The sequence below is a fragment of the Streptomyces sp. YPW6 genome, assembly GCF_018866325.1.
Classification (GTDB): Bacteria; Actinomycetota; Actinomycetes; order Streptomycetales; family Streptomycetaceae; genus Streptomyces.
In genome coordinates, this window is the sequence record NZ_CP076457.1 from 7649363 (window position 1) to 7671711 (window position 22349).

A 22349-nucleotide genomic window follows, 5' to 3' on the forward strand; every position below is an offset into this window, starting at 1 on the left:
AGCGCAGGCCCACGTCGTACGTCCCCGCCCTGCCAGTCTCCACGTCGAAGCTGACAGCTGCGCCCTCCTGACCGAAATCGTCGACGAAGCCGCCGCCGGAGACGCGCAGGGTGACGCCCGGTTCCTGGGGCGGGAGTTCGTCCTGCGGCCGGGGCGCCGCCCGACGGAATGCGCGTCGGGCTTCCAGCGTCCTGCGAGGCCCACGAGGATGCGCCGACGGAACGCATCCCGGCCGAGTCGGCGCCCCGGCCGACGGCCGGCCAAGCGCGGCCAGGCTGCGACATCACGGAGAGCGATCACACGGGACGTGCGTCGGAGGCGGCGGCCCACAGCGTGGCTGTCGGCGTGGCCCACAGGAAGGCCCGAAGATCCACGCCCCCTGAGGAGGTGTGGACCTTCGGGCCGGCTGAATCCGCCCTGGTCTAGACGGCGTTGATCCTGCTCCAGGTCCAGCTGCTGCCGGAGTCGGTGAAGCTGTCCCACTTCTTCACCGGCGTGCCGAGGCCGTTGCCCGCGCTGGTGAAGGTCCACAGGGCCGTCTTGTAGCGGCCGTCGGCCTGCTTGCCGTTGTCGTACAGGACGCTGATGTCGCCCTTGCCGTCGCCGTTGAAGTCTCCGGCGACGGGCTTGCTGCTGTCCCAGTTCCAGCTGCCGAAGTCGGCGGTGCTGTCCCAGGTGCGGACGGGGTTGGTGAAGTCGTCGCCGGTGCTGGTGAAGGTCCACAGACCTGTCCGGTAGCGGCCGTCGGCTTGCCTGCCGTTGTCGTACAGGACGCTGATGTCGCCCTTGCCGTCGCCGTTGAAGTCTCCGGCGACGGGCTTGCTGCTGTCCCAGTTCCAGCTGCCGAAGTCGGCGGTGCTGTCCCAGGTGCGGACGGGGTTGGTGAAGTCGTCGCCGGTGCTGGTGAAGGTCCACAGACCTGTCCGGTAGCGGCCGTCGGCCTGCTTGCCGTTGTTGTAGAGGACGGCGATGTCGTCCTTGCCGTCGCCGTTGAAGTCGCCGTGTACGGGCTTGCTGCTGTCCCAGGTCCAGCTGCTGCCGAGGTCGCTGAGGCTGTCCCAGTTCTTCGCCGGCGCGGCGAAACCGTCGCCGGTGCTGGTGAAGGTCCACAGGGCCGTCTTGTAGCGGCCGTCGGCTTGCCTGCCGTTGTTGTAGAGGACGGCGATGTCGTCCTTGCCGTCGCCGTTGAAGTCTCCGGCGACGGGCTTGCTGCTGTCCCAGTTCCAGCTGCCGAAGTCGGCGGTGCTGTCCCAGGTGCGGACGGGGTTGGTGAAGTCGTCGCCGGTGCTGGTGAAGGTCCACAGACCTGTCCGGTAGCGGCCGTCGGCCTGCTTGCCGTTGTTGTAGAGGACGGCGATGTCGTCCTTGCCGTCGCCGTTGAAGTCGCCGTGTACGGGCTTGCTGCTGTCCCAGGTCCAGCTGCTGCCGAGGTCGCTGAGGCTGTCCCAGTTCTTCGCCGGCGCGGCGAAATCGTCGCCGGTGCTGGTGAACCGCCACAAGCCGGTGCGCCTACGGCCGTCCTCGGCGGTCCCGTAGTCGTAGAGCATGCCGACGTCGTCCGCGCCGTCGCCGTTGAAGTCGGTGGTGCTCGGCCTGTTGACCGTGTCGCGGATCCAGTCGGCGATGTCGTCGGTCCGGGTGTTGACAGCGTCGGTGCGGGTCGCGTCGACGCCGAAGCATCCGCCCTGCCAGGAGCGGCTGTTGACGGCGACGAGCTCCGGTGTGCCGTTGACCGTGCGCAGCGCGGGCCCGCCGGCGTCGCCCGCGCAGACGGCCGCGCCGTCCTTGCCCGAGATGTTCAGGTCGACGCCGACCGGGGCGGCGTCGACGGTGAAGGCGCCGGTGTGCAGCCTCAGCGGCGCCCACTCGTCCTTGGTGCGGCCGTAGCCCGCCACGGTGAGTGTGTCGCCGGACGCGGGGGGAGCCTCGGCGAGCCGGACGGGCGCGATGTCGTTCACCGGTCCGGCGAGCCGGGCGAGGACGAGGTCACGGTCGGCACGGGGAACGAGTTCGACCACATCGCGGACGGCGCCTTCGGCGGTGGTCAGGTCGGTGCGGCCGATGGTGGCGGTGGTGGCCTGAGCGGGCTTGCCCGCCGAGACGCCGTTCGGGGCGTCGCCGAAGCAGACAGCGGAAGTGGCGATCCACATCGGCGCCACCAGGACGCCGGAACAGCCGCGGTCGTGCTCGCCCACGGTGAGCTGAGCGGTGTAGGCATGGGTGGTGTCGGCAGCGTCCGATGCCGGTCCGGTCACGGCGGTCGCGGGTGCGACGCTCAGCGTGAGAGGACTCACGATCAGGGCCGCGGTCAGCGCCGCGAGGCGCGTGGGTCTGCTGTGTCGCATGTGTGGGTTCCTTGAGACGGATTCGTCGGGATGCAGGTACGGCGGTGCTGTGCGTGGTGGCCCGGGGACTACTTTGTGGTCCGGATCTCGACCAGGACGTGCTCCCGGCCGTCCACGGACTCACCGACTCCCTCCCAGGTCTCCGCGGGGATGTCGTACTCGGCCTGGTCCCCCTCGGCGGTCATCTTGAGGTAGGTGTTGCCGGAGTCGTCGGTCCGCACCCCGTGCACCGAGTCGAGCTCCAGGGTCAAGAAGCCCTCATCGCCGGTGACCTTGAAGCACACGTCCTCCCGGTCGCGGGCGAGGAACCTCAGGAGGTTCGTCCCGCTCGCGCAGTCGTCCAGCACGATGTGGCCGTCGCCGCGCTTGAGGAGGAAGCCTCGCTCCGCCAGGATCTCGTCAGCGTTCGGGTAGGTGAAGTCCTCAATGGCATAGCCGGGCGCCTCCGCGGCGACGGGTCCGGCGTCGGCGGGCTGTACCCCGGCCGTCACGGCCCATGCCAGGGCACCTACAGCGGTCGCCGTGCCCAGAACGCGCGCCAGTACGCTGCGTGATGTCATCACAGTTCTCCTAGAAATCGACAATCGGTAGAATCTGAAAGAAGAAAGAACGATATGCGCGGGTCTACGGTGCGGCCTTCTCGCGGAGAACCAGGGACGGCGGACCGTCCGGGTCCGGACGGAACGCCACCGTCGGCCCGCCATTCGTCAGCCGCCCGAGGGAGTCACTCGGGTAGAGCTGGATGAGATCGCCCTCGCCGAACCCGCCGTCCTCGACCGACAGGAAGACGCGGTCTGTGTTCGCACCGCTGTCGACGAATTCCCATCGGCCGCTGAAGTCGCGGGCGTCGGCGCCGCCGCCGCCCGTCGCGTCGTCCGGCGATATGCCCGTCGCGAAGAACGTCCCGTCGGAGTTGAGCACGATCTCGCCGCCGGTCTCCTCGTCGCGGTAGGCGCCGGGCAGTTCGCCGGGGTCGACCGAAACCGAGCACCCTGCCACGAGGAGGGTGCAAGCGACCGCGGCCACGGCGGCGGACCATCGCAGCCGCGGCCACCGTTTGCCCGTCCTCCCCCTCATCACGGTCCCAGCGTGACGTTGAACTCGATGACCTGGGTCTTCGGGGACATCGGACCGGAGTCGCCGACGACGTCGTCGATGAACGCGCCGACGCTGTCGCTCCACCAGTCCGTGTATCCGATGACGGGCGGGTGGGTCGCGGACTCGATGTCCGACTCGTTGAACGCGGTGTACCGCCACACCACGGTGCCATCCGCGTTCTCGCGGATGGGAGTCATGCGGACGTAGTGCGAACCCAGGAACGTGTAGGCCAGATTTCCGGTGAGTCCGGCCGTCGAGAGGGTCCCGTAGTCCTGCAGGTACTTCCCGGCGCCCTCGAAGCCGCTGAGCGAGTAGTCGTACAGGTAGGTGTGGCCCAGCTCGTAGTTCCCGCTCCGTGTAAGGCCGGCGAAGTACTCGATCGTCCCCTTCGTGTTCTGGTGATCACGGTAGATGCCGGTGAAGTCGTCGTCCGGGCCGAAGCACTGCGAGTTGGGGCCGTCTCCGGTGAGCCAGCTCCACCCCAGCTCCCACGGGTTGGTGTCGTTGTCGGACGGGATGGGGGCGCCGAACGGTGTCAGACAGCTCTCGGCGCCCTCCGGGAGGCCGTTCTCCCCGGGCTTGATGGGAACGGTCGCGTCGTCGAGGGCCTTCTGGGCCGCCTCGCGTATCGCGGCCTCGATGACGAGAACCCTGGCCTCGAGCGCGGCCCGGGCTGCGGCGTCGGCGTCCTTGCCCGCCTCGAGCGCTGCCTTCCGGGCGGCCGTCGCCGAGGCCTGGGCGTGCGCGGCATGGGACGCGGCGATCCCGGCGGACCTCACGGCCCGCGTGGCCGCCTGCCTGGCCACTCCGCTCGCCTTGCGGGCCGCGGCGGCCGCCTTGCGGGCCGTCTCGGCCGACCGCGCGGCATCGGCCGCGGACGCTTCCGCGGCCGCGGCGTTGTCGCGCGCCTTCTGCGCGGACTTCCTGGCGTCGTCGGCGTAGCCGTCGGCGAGCGTGGCCCACTCGGTAGCTTCGGCGGCGGCGTCACGCGCGAGGGCCGCTGCCTCGGAGGCCCTTGCCGCGTCCTCCTGCGCGTCCGCGGCTGTCTTGGCGGCGCGTGCGATCGCCGCGTGTATCGCGCTGATGTGCGTCGCGTGATCGTGGTCGAGCCGCGCGAAGTGGTGCTGCGTGGTCCCGACGAACTGGCGCAGCATGTGCGTGTCGCCTTCGAGCGCGACCTCGGCCGCGGCCTGGAGGTAGGGGCCCCCGTTCACCAGAAGGGTGGTGGCCGACACCCGGTCGTCCTCACGGACCGCCGCGGCGCGTTCGACGTGCAGGAAGGTGTGCAGAGCCTCGGCGGTTCCCTTGTCCAGCGCGGCCTCGGCCTTGCGCCGCACCGCGGGGCCGGTGGCGTCGTCGGCCAGCAGCGTGGTCACCTCGACCTGGTTGTCCTCCTTGGCCGCCTCGACCGCCCCGCCCTCGAGAAACGCCTTGATCTTGGCGGGGTCCTGGGTCTTGAGGACCTCGCCGGCCGCGTTGGCCACCTTCGACGTCGACACCGCGGCGATCGCCGCGACGTTCTCGGCGTTGTCCTGCCGCAGCGCGATGACGCGGTCGGCCTCGATCCAGTGGACGACGTCCTCGTCCGAACCGGCCAGCGCGAACTCCGCCGCCTCCCGAGTCCAGGTGCCCGAAACGTCGATGAGCTGGACCGCCGCCTGACGCCCGGCCGCCACCGCCTCGGCGCTCCGCCCGTCCTGCAGCGCCGACTCCGCGGAACTGATCAACCCCCGGATCTCTTCGGACAAGCGGGCTTCCTGCGTCCGCTCACCGTTGACCCGTTCCAGCTCACCGATCTCCTCGCTCGCCGCGAGACGCGCCGCCTCGATCGCCTCGTCGGTCTCCTCGGCCAGACTGGCGGTCTCCGCCTCACGAGCCGCCTGCTCGACCGCACGCGCCTTGACGACCGCGTCAGCTGCCTTGTTCGCCGCCTCCACGGCAGCCTTCGCGGCAGCCGTGGACCGGTTGGCGTAATCCACCGCCTCACCGGCGTGGTCGGCCGCCTCCTCAGCCGCATCGGCAGCCTTCGCGGCATGGTCGGCGGCGCTGTTCGCCGCATCCCGCGCCAGACGTGCTGCGGCAGCCGCCTGCCCCGCCAGGGACCGCGACCTCGCCGCGGCCTGAGTCGCCCTGGCAGCGGCGGCCTCCGCGACGGCGGCGGCCTGCCGCGCGGCGGCGGACTCCGACTGCGCCGCGCCGGCGGCCACCGCCGCGGAGGCCGAGGCACGCGCGGCGGCGGCCGCGTTGACCGCCGAGCTGGCGGCGGCCTCGCCCGCGCGGTCGGCCTGCACCGCCGCCACGGCCGCGACCTCGGCCTTCAGCGCCACCGAACGCACGAAATTGACCATGCTCCGGGCGGCCTGCGCCGCCGCCCTGGCCGCCGACGCCTGCGCCGAGTCCTGGAAGCGGCGATCGCGGCACGATACGCCCGTGCCGCGGCACGCCCGCCGACGCGGCAGCCGCGGCGGCCGCCTGCGCCGCAGCCACCGCACGCCGCGAAGCGGCCTGCGCCGTTCGCGAGGCCGACACCGCGGTCGACGCGGCCGCGGCCGCCCCCCTGGCCGCCTGCGCCGCCTTGTTCGCCGCCCTGGCCGAGAGCTGGACGTCCTGCTCGGCGGCCTCGGCCTCGGCCTTGGCCTCCAGCGCTGCCGCCTTCGCCTTCTCGGCCGCCTGGACCGCCTGCGCGGACAGTTCGACGGCTTCATCGGTCTTCCGCCCGGCCCGGCGTCCCTCCGCCTCAACCGTCTTCACCAGCTGCTGGATCGTCGCCGATTCCTCGTCCCGCGCACGGGCGATGTGCTGCCCCGTCTCCAGGAACCACCGGATGGCCCGCGGCGACCCGTCGTCCAGTGCCCGCTCGGCGTACTCACGCACCTGCGGCGATGCCGACAGCAGGATGGATGTCACCTGCACACGTTCGTCCTCCTCGTGGGCGGTGAACTGCCCTCCGCTGAGGAACGCGCGCAACGCGAAGTCCGAGTCGGCCTCCAGCGCGGCGGCCGCCTCACGCTTCACGCCACGCCCGCCGTGGGCCATGACCGTCGTCACGGCCACCTTGAGGTCCTCACGTATCGCCGTGCGGAAGCCACCCTTCAGGAAGGTCTCGACCGCCGCGTCCCCGCCGGACAGTGCCCCGCCGATACCGTCACGCGTCGCCTTGCCCGCCGTGCCCAACGCCTTGAAGAGGGTGAACTTGTTGTCCTCGGCACGGGCCGCGGGCAACCGCTGGTCGAGGAAGGCCGTCACCTCGGCCGCACTGCCCACCAGCGCCGCCGCCGCGGCCGTGCGCACGGCCCGACCCCCCGACCTGTACGCCCACACCACCTTGCCCCGGGCGGTGTCCGGAAGACCGGCCCCCTCGGGCACCGCACCGACGCCCGCACCGGCCGCTGCGTACGCCGGACTGCTCCAGACCCTCACAGAGGACAGCGCCGAACCCGCCGCCACACCCGTGAAAACGGCCAACATCTGACGCCTGCTGAACACCCTCCGTGAACGCTGTGGCATCACGGCTCCCCTCTACTCCGCTGGACCTGACCAGGGAATACTCCCGGCCGTCGGCGCACTGTCAGATCCCACATCAAAGACGGGCCTCGGAGGGTGCGTCCAGTTCGGAAATCGGGCAGAGACGCGACAACCACCGGAAATACGCGGTGACATGTGTCACGCGCGCACATGGTTGTGGTGCTTTCCATAAAGAATCGGTTTCAGTGCTCCCTGCAGGGCGGCTCCGAAAAGACCTGTGCGACAACTCAGTTCAGCGATGGAGCGGGGCAGTTGCGACCGATATGACCGCACCGCTCACGGCTGTCGTTTCGCTGCCGGATCCCTTTTGCCAACGCGGCCGACACCTGCTATCGCGAACCCGGGGGCCGGGAACCTTCGTCGGGGACCATGGCATCCCTCCGATGGTTCACGTCTCCTGCCGCGATGCAGTGGCCTCGCGCCAGGGGCCGGAGAACGCCTCCCCACGGAAGCCGACGGGGGAGAAAGCAGCCCGTCGCTCGTCGGATCCCGGTACGCCCGGGGAGGCGAAACGGGCGCTGAGGGGCGGCGTCGTCGGCCTGGGGGCCGGTGGGTGTGCTGGTTGTGCGGGTGGCAACGAGGGCGAGTACGGCCAAGGCGGTGCGGCGGATGTGGTGAGGCCGATGGCCGCCTGCGGTATGCCCCATGGTGTGGGCGAACCATTTTCAGCAAGAGGCGTGAATCCCCCGGAATCGTTCGGGCTACCCGCATCACGCCTCAGCCCAGGAGCTATTTCGGCGATAAGCGGCCTGCTGCGCGGCCCAGCCGTTCACCAGGGTGCTTACGCGCCCCTGCTTCCGCCAACGCGACGCGAGCGGAGAGGCGACAACAACGCCCACTCGACTCCGGCCTCGCTCTCTCCCGGGGCTGCGGTGTGCGTCGGCTCGCCGCCCGATTCTGTGCCGTGCCGGCGTTGTCGAGGACGGGGCCATCCGACACTCGCACCGATTCGTACGGGGAATGAGTGAACGTGGGGCGCCCAGTCTCCGTACGAGATGCCATGAACGCACATGCGCGAAGCCTTAAATCCCCGTACCCACGCGGTCTCGTCACGGCTGTCGTGGCGACGCTCGTCATGGTTCTCGCCGCTGCGGCCCTGTGGGGCACGCGCGGCAGCGCCAGCGCCTCGGAGCCGATATCCGCCGGCTTCCCCACTGCGGCGCCTGCCACCCCTGGTGGGGAGGTGGCGACGGGTGGTGAGATCAGTGAGCTGGACAAGACGCTGCTGATGAAGGTGCGGCAGGCCAATCTCTGGGAGGCGCCGGTCGGTCGGCTTGCCCAGACCCATGCGTCGAGTGAAGCGGTCAAGCGGGCCGGGCTTCACCTGATGGAGGGGCACAGCAGGCTCGACGCGAAGGTGCGCGAAGCCGCCCGGACCCTGAACGTCAACATCCCCGACGAGGCCACACCCGAACAGCAAGCCCTTGTACGGAAACTGCAGAATGCCCGGGGATCTGAGTTCGATGAGCACTTCGCCAATATCCTGCGGGCCTCGCACGGCAAGGTGTTCCTCACGATCGCGCAGGTCCGCGCCACCACCAAGAACTCGGTGGTCCGTGACTTCGCCGGCCTGACCAACCTCACCGTTCTCGACCATCAGAACGTCCTGGACGACACGGGCCTGGTCAGCGACGCGACCTACGACGAGATCGCCGCGGCCGTTGTCCCGCAGTGATCCTGCGGCGTCCGTAAGGCACCTGCGGCACCCCGCAGTGCCCTACGGACGCCGCGAGCGGCCGTCCCGTGAGGGGTACGGCCAAGGCCCCTGATCGAGGGGTTGTGATCACGCAGCGATTGGGAGCGGCTGGCTCGCGCGGGACCGCGTGCGCCTTGTCGCCTGACGGCCCGAGGCGACGCCCCATCGGGTGTATGCCGCCGGCTGCCGTGCTCGACGGTGGACGGCGATGGTGTTGGCCATACCAGCCACCTTGCTGGTCGCTTCAGAATGCAGCCGCGGTGGTCACTCGTCATCGAGTCGCTGAAGCACCTGCTCGAACTCACCGGAGTCGAGCAAACCGGCGATTACCTGGGCCATAATGTCGATGCCGGGCCCTTGAACGATCAGCCCGTCGGAGGACCAGAAGTAGCGGCCGCCCAAGTCCTTGCCGGTCGGAACTTTCTGACCTGCAGGCTTCGGCGAATGCCCTGCAAGGCTACGCGAAGGGCGCCGACCTGGAGAAGTACGCCACCACGGAGGCGATCGGACAGATCCGCAACGACCTCGCGAACATGAAGCAGGCCGGGACTGTGGTGCGTGGTGCGTAGCGGGCTGGCGCACGAGGCGGAGGCGACCGCCCTCGATTCGGAGGCGCAGACACCCACCGCGACGTTGTCGGACCGCGTGGTCCTCTCCGCCTGTGAGACCTACGACGTCCGGGCCAAGAAGGCCATCCCGCTCCCCACCCAGCAGCCGCTCCGGTACGTCATGACCGCGACCGCCCAACGCTGGGACGGCCGCTGGATGGTGACCGACATCGACCCTCAGGGCGGCGAGGTGCGACGTGCTGAACCGCACGACAGCCGGAGTAGCCGGGGTGGTCCTGGCCGGCGTCCTCGCCGCGGCCGCGCACGCCGACAACGGCCGCGGCGGCGGGATCTGCAAGGGCGCCACGATGTTCGCCAAGGTCTGCGCCGAAGACGGCGACGGCGCGCCCGGCATGGGTGGCGGCGGTACGGCTACCACGCCCGCCGGCGCTTCCGGCGGCGGCTCGAAGCCGTCGTGCACGTACCCCGCCTCGACCCGCAGCCCCCGCCGGACAACATGCTCTGGAAAGGCCACGACCGGACGGAGAAGGGTGCTGTCTACGGCGTCAACTGCCCGAACGCGCAGGGCGCGCGGACCGTATGGCTCCCGGACGGCCAGGCCCCGGCCGCCGCCCCGGTCACCGACCCGGAAGCCGTGGCACGCCGCGCCGCCGCCTCCATGAAGCTCACCGGCCCGGACGTGGCGAGTCCTCGGGCAGCGGGGAAGTGCGTGGTCGGCATGCCGATGTGGATGTGGGCGGACCCGTCCCCCTCCACGTTCGGCCCGGTGTCCGTGTCCGCGGCGGCGGGCAGCGTCACCGCGTCCGCGAAGATGCCCGCAGACCGTGTGGGCGATGAGCGACGGCACCACGGTCACCTGGTACGGCCCCGGCACCCCCTACACCCCGGACCAGGGCAAGAACATGTCACCGGACTGCGGACACCGTTGCCAACGGGCCGCATCCGACAAGCCGGACGGCCACTACCGGGGTGCCGCGACCGCGATGTGGTCGATCGCCTGGACCGTCCCTGCCCCGCCCCCGCCCTCGGCGATGAGGGCGAGTTCACCGAGACCCGCGCCACCGGCTGGACGGCACGGATCGGGGAGCTCCAGGTCCTCGACACCAACTGACCCGGGCGCGGTGAGTCTTTCTCACCACCGCAGGTCAGGAGCCCGCGACCACGCAATACGCCCACCACCCACCACGCCGGAACGGGCACTCACTCTGTCCGGTGGTCCGGTTGGCGTTGTTCACGGAGTTCGGCAGCAGTTGTCCAGCGTTTGGGGAGGCACCCGAACCACGCTGTGGTCGATGTTCACGAGATGGGGTTCTGGCTCAACTTCTGTGGAGCTGCGCCCTGGGCGCTCATGACCGCGCCGGGCCAACGCACTGACCTGCTGGTTCTCATGGATCAACGTCCTGACGTACGGAGCACCGAGCCATCACCACAGAAGTTGTGCCAGAACCCGGGATGGAACAGCGCTCAGCCCGGTCAAGTGCGCCTTCGTGCTGATTCCCGGGCGGCGGTGTCCGCTGTGGAGTGGCCGGTATCGGTCAGTTGGCCAGGTTGAGGATGGTCAGGCGGTCGGGGTCGGTGAGGATGTCGAGTGCGGTGATGCGGCCGTCGTGGATGGTGAACGACATGACGGACAGCGGTCGTCGGTCTTCGGTGAACGAGACGGCGCCGGGTGTGCCGTTGACCAGTACCAGGTGTGCGTTCGCCGCGAAGCGGGCGAAGGCGATGGCCTGGGACGCCACGTCGCCCGCGCCGTGCCGCAGGATGGTCGGGACGAGTGTGCCGCCGTCGGAGCGCGCGACGACGTCGGGGTGGAGGACGGCCAGGAGTGCCTCGAAGCCGCCGCCGCGGGAGGCGGTCAGGAAGGCGTCGACGACGTCGCGTTTGCGGGCGTTGTCCGTATCGGCGGCCGGGGTGGCGCCCTGGACACGGCGCCGGGCGCGGCTGGCGAGCTGTCGGGTGGAGACCGTGGTGCGGCCGAGAACGGGGGCGATGTTACCGAAGGGCACGTCGAACATGTCATGGAGGACGAAGGCGAGCCGCTCGTCCGGAGAGAGGGCCTGAAGAACGATCATGAGGGCGATGCCCACCTCGTCCGCGATCAGGACTCCCCGCTCGGGATCGACGCGGGCCGGCGCGGTGACCACCGGGTCCGGCAGCCGGACCGACCCGTCCTGCCCGGGCAGCGGATCCTCACGTCGCGAGGTACGCGAGCGCACCATGTCCAGGCATATTCGGCCGACGACCGTGGTGAGCCAGGCCCCAAGGTTCCTCACGTCGCTCACGTCGGTGCGGCTGAGCCTGAGCCAAGCCTCCTGGACAGCGTCCTCTGCCTCGGCGAGCGAACCCAGCATCCGGTAGGCCACCGCCCGCAGCCCGGGCCGCTCGGCCTCGAAACGATCGGCCAGAGAAGAACTTTCGCTCACCTGTCACACCCCCGCGTGTCGATCCGTCGGTCCAGTGACAGACGCTAACGGATCACCAGGAGAGCATCAGATGAACGCCGCAACCACGACCAGCGCCCGGATGAAGAACCCCGCCTTGGTCCTGCCGGACGCCATGAAGGGCATTGAGAACATCTACAAGGCCATGTACCAGGGCGGCGTCTCCCCCCAGATCCTGGAACTGGTCCACCTGCGCGCCAGCCAGATCAACGGCTGCAGCGCCTGCGTGTTCGCCGGCGTGGCGGGCGCGAAGAAGCACGGTGAGAGCGACGAACGCCTCCACGCCGTGGCCGCCTGGCGCGAGACTCCGTTCTTCACCGACGAGGAGCGCGCGGCCCTGGCCCTGACTGAGGCCGCCACCCGGATCGCCGATCGCTCCGGCAAGGCTGTCCCCGACGAGGTCTGGAAAGAGGCCGCGGACCACTTCAACGAGGAGCAGCTCTCCGCGATCATCCTGATGATCGGCCTTACCAACTTCTTCAACCGCATCAACGCCACCATCGAGGAGCCCGCCGGCACCACCTGGTGACCGGCACTGCCGAGGTGCCATCAGAGTGCTAGAGATCGTCTTCAAAGGTGATCAGGTGATGAGGGATCATGCTTGTCATGGTGCGTCGTCATGAGCTTTCGGATGCCGAGTGGGCTGTGCTGTCGCGGTTGCTGCCGAGTTCGGGGACTGCGGGGCGGCCTCGTTCGGACGACCGGCTGGTACTGAACGGCATCGTGTGGAAGCTGCGGACCGGATCAGCCTGGCGTGATGTGCCGGAACGTTATGGTTCCTGGCAGACCTTGTACACACGTTTTCGCAGGTGGGCGCTGGACGGGACGTTCTCGCGCATGCTGCGGGCCGTCCAGGCGGAGAAGGACGCGGCCGGGGACATCGACTGGCTGGTGTCGGTCGACTCCACCATAGTTCGGGCCCACCAGCATGCCGCCGGCGGCAAAAGGGGGCGGTCGACAGGGACGAAGCGGGTGATCACGCCCTCGGCCGATCCGTGGTGGACTGAGCACGAAGGTCCACCTGGCCTGCGACGGGCGCGGCCGTCCTCTCGGCTTCGTCCTGTCGGGCGGCAACGCCAACGACTGCACCCGCCTCGAGAAGGTGATGGACTCGATCAGCGTGCCCAGAGTCGGGTCCGGGCGTCCACGCTCCCGGCCCGACCACGTGGTCGCCGACAAGGGCTACAGCTCTCGAAAGATCCGCGCCTACCTGCGACGACGCGGCATCCCCCACACGATCCCCGAACGCGCCGACCAGATCCTGGGCCGGCTGAACCGCAGCACACGCGGCGGACGGCCGCCCGGTTTCGACCGGTGCATATACCGCCGCCGCAACGTCGTCGAGCGCTGCTTCAACCGCCTCAAGCAGTGGCGCGGACTGGCCACCCGCTATGACAAAACCCGCGAGTCCTACCAGGCGGCCGTCACCATCGCCTCCATCATGCTCTGGATCTGACCTTTGAAGACGACCCCTAGGAGTTGTCGTCAAAGTGTCAGGCCCACATGGGGATCGATGCGAGGGTGACGGCTGCTTCGTAGGACTGGGCGGTCTTGTCGTAGCGGGTGGCGATGCCGCGCCACTGCTTCAAGCGGTTAAGCACCGTTCCACGACGTTGCGGTGCTTGTAGATCTCCTTGTCGAAGGCCGGAGGGCGGCTGCCGAGGCTGCCCTTGCGGGCCCGGTTGCGGACCTGGTCGGCCCGTCCGGGGATGGTGTGCGGGATGCCGCGGCGCCGCAGCCAGCTGCGGATCGCTTTCGAGCCGTAGCCCTTGTCGCCGCTGACATGACCGGGCCTGGTGCGGGGCCGGCCCGGTCTGGGGCATCCGGATGGCGTCCATCAGTGGTGAACTGGGTGCAGCCGTTGGTGTTCCCGACGGTCAGGACGAACGCGAGCGGCCGACCGACCGCGTCGCAGGCGAGGTGGATCTTGCTGGTCAGTCCGCCCCGGGACCGTCTTAGGGCCGGGCTTTGGCGCCCTCTTTTCGGGCCCCGGCGGCGTGCTGGTGAGCCCGGACGATGGTGGAGTCGACCGACACCAGCCAATCGATGTCACCCGCGGCGTCCGCCTTCGCCTGGACGGCCTGGAGCATCCGGTCGCGTGCCCGAGTCGCGCTGCGGCGCGGATTGAGGAGTCGGGTGTGTCCGGCGGGTCATGACGATGGGAAGGTGTGTCCGTGAGTTACAGCATCTTCCTGCTCAAGTTTGTAGACAGCGAGGTTGTCGCGTTGGACGCCGTGCGCTTCCGGCAGGTGACCGAGCCGTACGTGGTGGCGGGCAGCCCGGAGGAGGGCTTCTCCCAGCTTCGCGCGGAGGACGGGGGCGAAGCGGATCTCTACCACGGGTCCCACGGCGCGAGCGGGATGACGGGCGTGACGGTGACGCACTTTGCCAAAGGCGCGATGCTCGGTGTGATCTCCCGGCTGGCGGCAGCCCTCGGAGCCTCGATCGTCCCTCAGGAAGGTGACGCGCTGATCTTCCATGAGAAGGAGCGTCGTCACCTCCCTGTGGAGCTTCGAGGAAACGCGGTTGTCATCGTTCCCGCGGCGGACGCGTTGCAGGCGGCATTCGATGCGCGCTGAGTGTTTCCGCCCGTCCGCCGCACAGGCCGTTGTCGCGGAGCGCTCCCTGGTCGCGGTGACCGCGAAGACCAACCGGTCCAAGGCCGACCGCGAACCGGCCGCCTGGATGCCGCCCGCCAGAGGAAGACTTTGTTCTCGGCTCGCGGCGGCTGTGGCCGGCTTCCAGCATCGCGTGGACGGTGGCGTGCCTGGCCCGGATGCGATTGGCGAACCGCTGGCTCTGCCACGGCGAGTCCGATGTCTCCTCGGGGGACTCCCCGGCCCTCTGACATCCAGGCTCGGGGACCAGGACGCGTAAGCACTGGCGGTGGCGGGCAACGGCTCGCTCGGTGGCCTCACCGAGGTTGTTCCACAGATGCCACCTGTCGGCGACGTGGACCGCTTGGGGCGCCCCGGCCGTGGCGCCCTCCGCGAAGAAGGGAGCTCGATTCCGGCAGACGACCTCGATGCCGGGCCGCTCGGCGAGCCACCTGGCCAGGCTGGATGCTTTCCGATCAGGCAGAAGGTCCACGGGCCGTCGGGTCTCGACGTTGACCAGGACCGTGCCGTAGACGCGGCCCTTTCGCGTGGCGTACTCGTCGACGCCGACCACCCGGGGGGCCGGAGGTGCGGCTCGGGCAGTGCGGCGACCAGCCGCAGCACAGTACTGCGGCTGACGGGCATTTCGAAGACCCGGGCCATCCGTGCTCCGGTCCGGCCTGCGAGCGCGAGGCCAACCGCAGCCAACACCTGACGCAGGCGCTCGCTCCGCCGACTGTGCCGTCGGGTCAGCCCCAGCACCTGCTCGACAAACGTCAGCCGTCCGCATGAAGCATCCGGGCAGAAGAACCGGCGGACGTGCAGACAGACGACCACCCGCCGCCCCGCAGTAGGCACGTCGGCTGGGAACCGCAGGTAGGAGCTGTGTACCCGGCTCGACCAGCTGCCGCAGTCCGGACATTCCGAGCCGATCGTTGTCACACGGACCTCGATGCGTATCGCACCGTTGTTCATGTCTACGGACAGCACTGCCACGTCCGCGATCGACGGGAACAGCAGTTCCTTCAGCCGCAGCGTCGTTTCCTTCATGACGCCGAACTGTCAGCCACACCAAGGTCACCAGTGACTACTTTCGGGCAACGTCCCGGCGACTCACCCGAGCGTCAGCGATCACTCACCGTGCACGCCTCACGGAAAGTGAGCCAGAGCCCGCGGATGCTCATGAGAATTGATGGCAGTGCCGTGCCGCTGAGGCAGACGGACGAAGGTGCGATGATCTGTTCGTGGTGACAGATGCCGAGTGGACTCGGATTCGGAGAGACCTGCGCTTTGGGCAGGTCTTCAAGGGCACCGTGGTGAAGGTTCCTAGAGATCGTCTTCAAAGGTGATCAGGTGATGAGGGATCATGCTTGTCATGGTGCGTCGTCATGAGCTTTCGGATGCCGAGTGGGCTGTGCTGTCGCGGTTGCTGCCGAGTTCGGGGACTGCGGGGCGGCCTCGTTCGGACGACCGGCTGGTACTGAACGGCATCGTGTGGAAGCTGCGGACCGGATCAGCCTGGCGTGATGTGCCGGAACGTTATGGCTCCTGGCAGACCTTGTACACACGTTTTCGCAGGTGGGCGCTGGACGGGACGTTCTCGCGCATGCTGCGGGCCGTCCAGGCGGAGAAGGACGCGGCCGGGGACATCGACTGGCTGGTGTCGGTCGACTCCACCATCGTTCGGGCCCACCAGCATGCCGCCGGCGGCAAAAGGGGGCGGTCGACAGGGACGAAGCGGGTGATCACGCCCTCGGCCGATCCCGTGGTGGACTGAGCACGAAGGTCCACCTGGCCTGCGACGGGCGCGGCCGTCCTCTCGGCTTCGTCCTGTCGGGCGGCAACGCCAACGACTGCACCCGCCTCGAGAAGGTGATGGACTCGATCAGCGTGCCCAGAGTCGGGTCCGGGCGTCCACGCTCCCGGCCCGACCACGTGGTCGCCGACAAGGGCTACAGCTCTCGAAAGATCCGCGCCTACCTGCGACGACGCGGCATCCCCCACACGATCCCCGAACGCGCCGACCAGATCCTGGGCCGGCTGAACCGCAGCACACGCGGCGGACGGCCGCCCGGTTTCGACCGGTGCATCTACCGCCGCCGCAACGTCGTCGAGCGCTGCTTCAACCGCCTCAAGCAGTGGCGCGGACTGGCCACCCGCTATGACAAAACCCGCGAGTCCTACCAGGCGGCCGTCACCATCGCCTCCATCATGCTCTGGATCTGACCTTTGAAGACGATCTCTAGGCCCGGTGCGATCGGGATCTTCGTGGACATCGGCCTGAGCGTCGGAGGCTTTGTCGACGTTCTGCTGCCAAGCGAGGGTGAAGACTGGCCAGCGGAGGGCACGGTTGCCGATTTCGAGATCTGGTGGGCAGACAGCCGCCAGCAGATCCGGCTGAAGCCGTGCGACTCTCGGTATCTACGGACCGACTTCACAGACTTCGTCGAACGCTTCCGTCCCAGTTGGCCTGCCGACGTCGGCCAGCCCGTTCGTGACCCGGGGCCTGTCACCCCCGACGAGTTGCGGACCCTGCTTCGCTCCGATGGCTCGTCGGCCAGCTCCCCCTGAGACTGGAGAAGTGGCCGACGCTCCCACCGGAACCTGGCTGGCCGCGGCTTCGGCGCGTGCTCGGGTGCTGGCGAGGCGGTAGGAGTCGGGGCCGGTCCCGATGATGGTGCCGTTGAAGGTGAGGCGGTCGACGATGGCCGCGCGAAGGCGGGGGTCGGTGAACGTCTTGGTCCAGCCCCCGAAGGACTCGTTGGAGGCGATGGCCACGCTGTTCTTCTCCTCGCGTTCGGTAAGGAACTGGAAGAGGAGTTCGGCGCCGCGGCGGTCGAGTTCCATGTAGCCGAGCTCGGCGATGACGGAAAGAACAGGCGGACCACCACCGGTGATGTTCCTCCTCAACGCCGCCAGCAGTGCGCCCCGGGCGAGGACGCCCGCTCGCCGATGGCTCTCCTGACACGGGCCGCGGCCGTCCGAGTCGAGGTCGGCCGCCAGCCTCTGCCGGTCTATGACGAACTGACCGGAACGCGTCCCTTCACCACCCACCCCACACCGGAGGAGCCCAGTCGAGCGAGTTGGTCAGCACCCGAATCCGCACCACGGCCGCTAAGCTCGGCCTGCCCCACCTGGCCGAGAGCCTGAAGCAGTACGCCGGCCGGGCGGACGAGGCCAAGATGGGGTGCCTTGACTTCCTCGACCTCGTCCTGGCCGAAGAACTCGCCGTCCGTGACGACCGCCGCTTCCGCCAGGGCCTGCGGCTCTCCAAACTGCCGCACCACAAGAACCTCGACGAATACGACTTCACTTTCCAGCCCGAACTCGACCCCCGCAGAATCAAAGACCTCGCCACCCTCGTCTTCGCCGAGGCCAAGAGCAACGCGGCCCTGCTGGGACCGCCCGGGGTCGGCAAGACCCGCATCGCCGTCGCGCTCTCGGTCGCTGCCTGCCGGGCCGGCTTCTCCGTCTACTTGAGGGCACCAAGCACCTGGTCCACGTGCTACTGCTGCACCGGTACCTTGAACACCGCGATGTGATCGCTGGCATCCGGTCCGCCCTCGCAGCCGGTGCCCACCCCGCCGACATCGTCGCCCTCGAAGCCCGCAAGGCCGCTCAGACCGATAGCCGTTCCCCCACCGTGACGGTCACCGGGCTGGCACCGGTTCTGCCCGGGCCGGAGCCCAGCGAGGTGGTCAGCCTGAACGCCCGCCAGGCCGTCCGCCTCCACACCGATCAGCGTCCCCTGCCCGCTCTCGACCGCTCGGAGCAGCCGCTGAACCGCCCCAGGAAGGACGCGCCATGACCGGCCTGCACCACAACCTGACCGAGACCGTCTCCGTCGCAGCGATCGACACCGCCTGCCGGGTCCTGCGGCTACCGTTCGAGGCCGGCGGAAGTCAGGTCCGGCCCGCGCAGCGAGGTGCAGCGCTCGTCGAGTCCGGTGGTACGCGTCGGGCTGGTTGCCTGGGGCCGAGCGCGGCTGCCGGTTCCGGTCAGCCGACGATGGGTTCGTCGGCGAGGTAGGGCGGCGCAGGATCGTACTGGATGTACTGGCGTACCGCGCGGGCGTGCTCGCGCCCGTGCATTTGGCCCACCAGCCACAGGGCGCTGTCGATCCCGGCGGAGACTCCCTGGCTGGTGACCAGATTTCCGTCCACGACGTACCGGGCGTCACGGACGACGGTGACGTCACCGAGAGCCTCAAGCTCGTCCTCGTGGCTCCGGTGGGTGGCGACGCGCCGCCCGCGCGCGGGACCAGCGGCGTGAATGAGCACCGCACCGGTGCACACGCTGCTGACCCAGGAGGCCTGCGCCGCGGTTCGGGTGATCCAGTCGGTGACGACCGGGTTGTACGGTTCTGTCTCGCGAGCCCCGCGTCCGCCCGGGACCAGCAGTACGTCGAGGGGCGGGTGGTCGCCGAATGTGTGGTCTGGCAGGACACGCATCCCTTTGCCGCAGCGCACAGGCTCGGGCTTCTCGGAGATGAGGACGGCGGTGTCCCTGCCGTCGCGCAGCATCGAGGAGGCGGTGAACACCTCCCAGGGGCCGACGAAGTCCAGCTCCTCGGCATTGTTGAAGATCAGCAGCCCGTAGGTGGTCATGAATGTTCCTGTTCCTGTTGCGGTTCCGCAGCGGAGGTGGTGGACCGGAAACGGGCCCGGTAGTCGGAGGGCGCAATGCCCAGGTGACGGTGGAAGGTGCGGCGCAGTGTCTCGGCGGTGCCGAAGCCGCAGCGCCGGGCGATGGCCTCGACCGGGTCGTGGCCCTCGGCGAGCGCGCGCTGGGCGGCCTCGACGCGTACGCGTTCCACGTACGAGGCTGGCGGCATACCCAGTTCGGCGGTGAACCGGCGCTGCAGATGACGCGGACTGAGCCGCGCGTTCTGCGCAAGTTCGGCGATTCCGTGCCGAGCACCGGGATCGGCATGAATCGCTGACACCGCGGCACGGACCGGGTCGGTCGCCGGCTCTTTCGACCACAGCGCCACGCTGAACTGGGACTGACCGCCGGGCCTGCGCAGGAACATGACCATCTCGCGTGCAACAGCACGGGCGATCCCCCGCCCCAGATCGTCCTCCACGAGCGCCAGGGCGAGATCCATCCGGCGGTGACACCGGCCGATGTCCACACGCCCGTCCCGGATGAAGATGGGCTCGCAGTCGACATCAACCTCCGGATGCTCCCTGATGAGCTGCTGCTCCCGGGCCCAATGAGTGGTGACCCTGCGCCCATCGAGGAGTCCGGCGGCAGCCAGCAGGAACACCCCGCTGCACACCGAGGTTACGCGGCGCGCGCTCGCCCCGGCCTCCCGGATCCACCCGGTCAGCCCCGCATCAAGGCACGCCCGGTCGACTCCCTTGCCGCCGGCCAAGACCAACGTGTCGACACTTTCAGGATCCAGGTCGTCCACCCCGTACTCGGCGTGGACCGGAAGTCCGCTCGCCGCCTGCACAGCCCCGGAACGAGGCGCTACCACCTGGCATCGATACCCGCCCGCCAACCGCCTGGCGTGCTGGAACACCTCGTGGGGGCCGACGAGGTCGAGAGGCTGAAACCCCTCATAGATCATGAAAACAACGCTGCGCTCCGTCATGCCTCCACCCTCGGGGAACCAGTGCAATGGCGTCAACGACATACATCCCACGAATCGCGCCACAGGGGGTGACTGTGTTTGACGCGCGGCCCCCTCTAACTTGATCTTTAGCCTCGGGCGTCGAACGGCCTCTCGTACTTGATCATCCGGTCTGGTAACTGCCGTACGTGCAGACGGCCTTCGGCTGAGCATGTGCTCCGACCAAGGAACACACACGCTCAGCACGAAGGCCGTGGGGATGAGTGTGCTGCATCAAGCTGTCCGGCAGGATCCGTTCGAGGAACTGTCACGCTTCCGGGGCGAGTTCTACTCCTGTTTGACCAGACGTGCGGACGCTCTGTTCGAGCTGGCGGATGCCGTGCTGTGTGCGGTCGGCCCGGTCAGGTCGCTGGTGGAGCTGTCGCTGGTGGGCGAACACCGTCGTGGGCACGGCGGGCTCTGCGACGCCCTGGCCGCCGGCAGGGGGGAGGTGGCCCGGCTGCGTCGGGCCCTGGCCGCGGTGCCTTTGCCGCGGGCGGCGGACGGGCGGCTGGTGCTGGCCGCCGACATCACCTGCTGGCTGCGGCCCGACGCGCACACCTCACCACAACGGATCCTGTGCCACACCTACGGACGCGGCAAGGACCAGCACATTCCCGTCCCCGGCTGGCTGTACTCGGTGATCTGCGCACTGGAGACGGGCCGCAGCTCGTGGACCGCTCCGTTGGACGCACTGCGTCTCGCCCCGGGTGACGACGCCGCCACGGTCACCGCTGGGCAGATGCGTGAACTGGTCGAGCGGCTCGTCAGCGCCGGGCAGTGGGGAGGCGGCGACCCGGACATCCTGATCGTGGTGGACGCCGGTTACGACGTGCCCCGTCTGGCCTTCCTGCTCAGGGATCTGCCGGTGCAGGTGCTGGGCCGGATGCGCTCGGACCGCGTCCTGCGTCGCGCTGCACCACCCCGTGAGCCCGGCACCCGGGGCTGCCCGTCCCGCCACGGTGGCGAGTTCGTGTTCGGCGACCCCGCCACCTGGAACACCCCTGACGCGGCGACCGTGACCGAGACCCGCCTCTACGGCGTCGCAGCCGCCCGGGCCTGGGACCGGCTCCACCCGAGGCTGACCCATCGCTCCCCCTGGACCGCCCAGCTGGGTGCGCTGCCGGTGATCGAGGGCACCGTGATCCTCCTGAAGGTCGAGCGCCTGCCCAGCGGTGCCACCCCCAAGCCGGTATGGCTGTGGTGGTCGGGCACCGACGCCACCGCAGCCCAGGTCGACCTGCTCTGGCAAGCCTTCCTGCGGCGCTTCGACATCGAGCACACCTTCCGCCTGTTCAAGCAGACCCTGGGCTGGACCTGTCCGAGGATCCGAACCCCGGAGGCCGCCGACCGCTGGACCTGGCTGATCCTCGCGGCCTTCACCCAGTTCCGGCTCGCCCGCCCGCTCGCCGCTGACCTTCGCCCCCTTGGGAGAAACCGGCCCCGACCGACAGACTCACCCCTGCCCGAGTCCGCCGCGACTTCCGGCACCTCCGCCCGAAGGCCGTCTGTCCCGCCGGAGCACCGAAATCCTCCCGCCCCGGTCCCGGACGACCACCCGGACGCAAGAACACCCGGCCGACCCCACGCCACGACGTCCACACAGTCCGCAAAACGGGCATCACGAAATCGAATGCGAAGAAGTCCACTTCTCCTCGCCCACGCCGCACAGGTTAAAGATCAAGCTAAGGGCTGTCCCGTCATCCCTGCCGGATCAGCGCGCGGCGTCAGATGCGGTGCATCGCAGGGCGGAGGGACGTCCGCATACTGGATGTATTCGGGTGTCGACAACGCGGCGAGGCGCCGTAGCTGTCGTCGTGCGCCCCGGCAGGGATTGCGGGACAGCCCTCGGCGTCTTCGCATGACGACTGAGAGCGCCCGCCGGGATCTGGCGGCCACGTGCACGGCTGCGGACAGCGGCTACATCCTGCGCGTGGTGCGTTGGGGCAGCAGTGAGCTCCTCGCGGAGGAGGACCTCACGCACTGGCCCGGCTGGCCCGACTTCCCGGTCGATGCCGCCCACGCGGCGGGGGGGCTTGTGATGCTCGGCTACATGATCTGGCCCGACAGCATCACGCCGGACTCGCTCCTGGGGTGGCGGCCTGTGCCGGATGGGCGGGGGTGGTCGGCGCGGGTCGGAACGTTCGAGCAGCTGCGAGACGCCGGAATGCGGGACGCTGAAATCCGATCGCGGCTGCGCGGGGCCGTCCGGCCGGCGGTGATCCGGAGACGCTGTTGCCCTGGGTGTGGTGCTTCCCCCGGGTGGCACCGCATCCCGTTACGGCGAAGGGCCGTTCCGTACCCGTTTCCGGCGTGCGGAGCGGCCCTTTCGTGTTCCGGTCGGGTGGTTCAACAGGCCGCTGAGCAGGTGGAAGTGAGTGACGGGGCGGGTACCTACCGTGTTTTCGCCCTGCTCAATCGTGGTGATCCTCACGCCGTCAGACGTGATCGATCAGGCTAG

18 protein-coding genes and 6 pseudogenes are annotated in these 22349 nt (G+C 69.2%); 10 read left to right on the forward strand and 14 right to left on the reverse strand.

The genetic code is table 11. The features are described from left to right. Positions 1 to 422: 422 nt before the first annotated feature. The 5 genes from KME66_RS33490 to KME66_RS34320 all read right to left on the reverse strand — a co-directional run bounded on the left by KME66_RS33490 (position 423) and on the right by KME66_RS34320 (position 6734). Positions 423 to 2345: a trypsin-like serine protease gene (locus KME66_RS33490; protein WP_216328934.1), complete on the reverse strand. Its 1923-nt coding sequence runs from the start codon at positions 2343 to 2345 to the stop codon at positions 423 to 425. Between the two features lie 68 nt (positions 2346 to 2413). Continuing rightward, a complete protein-coding gene (locus tag KME66_RS33495) occupies positions 2414 to 2905 on the reverse strand; it encodes a hypothetical protein (protein ID WP_216328936.1) in 492 nt (163 codons plus the stop codon). Positions 2906 to 2969: 64 nt separating this feature from the next. Beyond that, positions 2970 to 3371, reverse strand: coding sequence for a hypothetical protein (locus tag KME66_RS33500; RefSeq protein WP_216328938.1), 402 nt, complete (start codon positions 3369 to 3371; stop codon positions 2970 to 2972). Between the two features lie 50 nt (positions 3372 to 3421). Then, a complete protein-coding gene (locus KME66_RS34315; protein ID WP_253208631.1) occupies positions 3422 to 5422 on the reverse strand; it encodes an ALF repeat-containing protein in 2001 nt (666 codons plus the stop codon). 28 nt (positions 5423 to 5450) lie between these two features. Beyond that, complete coding sequence (locus KME66_RS34320; protein ID WP_253208546.1) at positions 5451 to 6734, reverse strand: ALF repeat-containing protein; 1284 nt, start codon at positions 6732 to 6734, stop codon at positions 5451 to 5453. Positions 6735 to 8028: 1294 nt separating this feature from the next. On the opposite strand from KME66_RS34320, the gene KME66_RS33510 reads away from it, so the two are divergent. Next, positions 8029 to 8643: a DUF4142 domain-containing protein gene (locus KME66_RS33510; protein ID WP_253208547.1), complete on the forward strand. Its 615-nt coding sequence runs from the start codon at positions 8029 to 8031 to the stop codon at positions 8641 to 8643. A gap of 285 nt (positions 8644 to 8928) precedes the next feature. On the opposite strand, the gene KME66_RS33515 is transcribed toward KME66_RS33510, so the two are convergent. Both KME66_RS33515 and KME66_RS33520 read right to left on the reverse strand, forming a co-directional pair. Beyond that, positions 8929 to 9066 (reverse strand): hypothetical protein, encoded by a 138-nt coding sequence (locus tag KME66_RS33515; protein ID WP_216328942.1) that lies wholly within the window; start codon positions 9064 to 9066, stop codon positions 8929 to 8931. Positions 9067 to 9770: 704 nt separating this feature from the next. Continuing rightward, positions 9771 to 10031, reverse strand: coding sequence for a hypothetical protein (locus KME66_RS33520; protein ID WP_216328944.1), 261 nt, complete (start codon positions 10029 to 10031; stop codon positions 9771 to 9773). Between the two features lie 187 nt (positions 10032 to 10218). On the opposite strand from KME66_RS33520, the gene KME66_RS34485 reads away from it, so the two are divergent. Then, positions 10219 to 10344, forward strand: a complete 126-nt coding sequence (locus KME66_RS34485; protein WP_301184510.1) for a hypothetical protein — start codon at positions 10219 to 10221, stop codon at positions 10342 to 10344. A 424-nt stretch (positions 10345 to 10768) separates the two neighbouring features. Here the strand turns inward: KME66_RS34485 and KME66_RS33525 are convergent, their stop codons facing one another. After that, the gene (locus KME66_RS33525) at positions 10769 to 11656 is read right to left on the reverse strand and encodes a sigma-70 family RNA polymerase sigma factor (protein WP_216328946.1); all 888 of its coding nucleotides are present in this window, start codon (positions 11654 to 11656) and stop codon (positions 10769 to 10771) included. Positions 11657 to 11726: 70 nt separating this feature from the next. On the opposite strand from KME66_RS33525, the gene KME66_RS33530 reads away from it, so the two are divergent. Together KME66_RS33530 and KME66_RS33535 are read left to right on the forward strand one after the other, a co-directional pair. Next, entirely contained in the window at positions 11727 to 12203 is a 477-nt protein-coding gene (locus KME66_RS33530; protein ID WP_216328948.1) for a carboxymuconolactone decarboxylase family protein, read from the forward strand. An 80-nt stretch (positions 12204 to 12283) separates the two neighbouring features. After that, positions 12284 to 13130 (forward strand): IS5 family transposase gene (locus KME66_RS33535; RefSeq protein ID WP_253208625.1). Its coding sequence is split into 2 segments (ribosomal slippage): positions 12284 to 12651 and positions 12650 to 13130, totalling 849 coding nucleotides; the frame shifts between segments, so codons are not numbered across the junction. 37 nt (positions 13131 to 13167) lie between these two features. On the opposite strand, the pseudogene KME66_RS34325 reads toward KME66_RS33535, so the two are convergent. Beyond that, a pseudogene (locus KME66_RS34325) lies at positions 13168 to 13725 on the reverse strand (IS5 family transposase); the annotation flags it as partial. Positions 13726 to 13848: 123 nt separating this feature from the next. Between KME66_RS34325 and KME66_RS33550 the strand changes: the two are divergent. Both KME66_RS33550 and KME66_RS34330 read left to right on the forward strand, forming a co-directional pair. After that, complete coding sequence (locus tag KME66_RS33550; protein ID WP_216328952.1) at positions 13849 to 14253, forward strand: hypothetical protein; 405 nt, start codon at positions 13849 to 13851, stop codon at positions 14251 to 14253. 28 nt (positions 14254 to 14281) lie between these two features. After that, a pseudogene (locus KME66_RS34330) lies at positions 14282 to 14371 on the forward strand (HNH endonuclease); the annotation flags it as partial. A 243-nt stretch (positions 14372 to 14614) separates the two neighbouring features. On the opposite strand, the pseudogene KME66_RS34335 reads toward KME66_RS34330, so the two are convergent. Both KME66_RS34335 and KME66_RS34650 read right to left on the reverse strand, forming a co-directional pair. Then, a pseudogene (locus KME66_RS34335) lies at positions 14615 to 15193 on the reverse strand (transposase); the annotation flags it as partial. Next, positions 15127 to 15321, reverse strand: a pseudogene (locus KME66_RS34650) (ISL3 family transposase); the annotation flags it as partial. The pseudogenes KME66_RS34335 and KME66_RS34650, both read right to left, overlap by 67 nt. A gap of 325 nt (positions 15322 to 15646) precedes the next feature. Between KME66_RS34650 and KME66_RS33560 the strand changes: the two are divergent. After that, positions 15647 to 16497, forward strand: a protein-coding gene (locus tag KME66_RS33560) for an IS5 family transposase (RefSeq protein ID WP_253208297.1) whose coding sequence is annotated in 2 segments (ribosomal slippage) — positions 15647 to 16013 and positions 16013 to 16497 — 852 coding nt in all. Because the reading frame shifts where the segments join, the coding sequence is not laid out codon by codon here. A gap of 414 nt (positions 16498 to 16911) precedes the next feature. Here the strand turns inward: KME66_RS33560 and KME66_RS33565 are convergent. Beyond that, positions 16912 to 17139, reverse strand: a pseudogene (locus KME66_RS33565) (ATP-binding protein); the annotation flags it as partial. A 215-nt stretch (positions 17140 to 17354) separates the two neighbouring features. Here KME66_RS33565 and KME66_RS33570 point away from each other — a divergent pair. Then, positions 17355 to 17747, forward strand: a pseudogene (locus KME66_RS33570) (ATP-binding protein); the annotation flags it as partial. A gap of 62 nt (positions 17748 to 17809) precedes the next feature. Beyond that, positions 17810 to 18079 carry a hypothetical protein gene (locus tag KME66_RS33575; RefSeq protein ID WP_216328956.1) on the forward strand — a complete coding sequence of 90 codons (270 nt, stop codon included), beginning with the start codon at positions 17810 to 17812 and terminating at the stop codon, positions 18077 to 18079. A 190-nt stretch (positions 18080 to 18269) separates the two neighbouring features. On the opposite strand, the gene KME66_RS33580 is transcribed toward KME66_RS33575, so the two are convergent. Continuing rightward, complete coding sequence (locus KME66_RS33580; RefSeq protein ID WP_216317764.1) at positions 18270 to 18878, reverse strand: DJ-1/PfpI family protein; 609 nt, start codon at positions 18876 to 18878, stop codon at positions 18270 to 18272. Further along, complete coding sequence (locus KME66_RS33585) at positions 18875 to 19870, reverse strand: GlxA family transcriptional regulator (RefSeq protein ID WP_216328957.1); 996 nt, start codon at positions 19868 to 19870, stop codon at positions 18875 to 18877. The genes KME66_RS33580 and KME66_RS33585 overlap by 4 nt, the downstream gene beginning before the upstream one ends. A gap of 238 nt (positions 19871 to 20108) precedes the next feature. On the opposite strand from KME66_RS33585, the gene KME66_RS33590 reads away from it, so the two are divergent. After that, positions 20109 to 22349: an NF041680 family putative transposase gene (locus KME66_RS33590; protein ID WP_301184511.1), complete on the forward strand. Its 2241-nt coding sequence runs from the start codon at positions 20109 to 20111 to the stop codon at positions 22347 to 22349.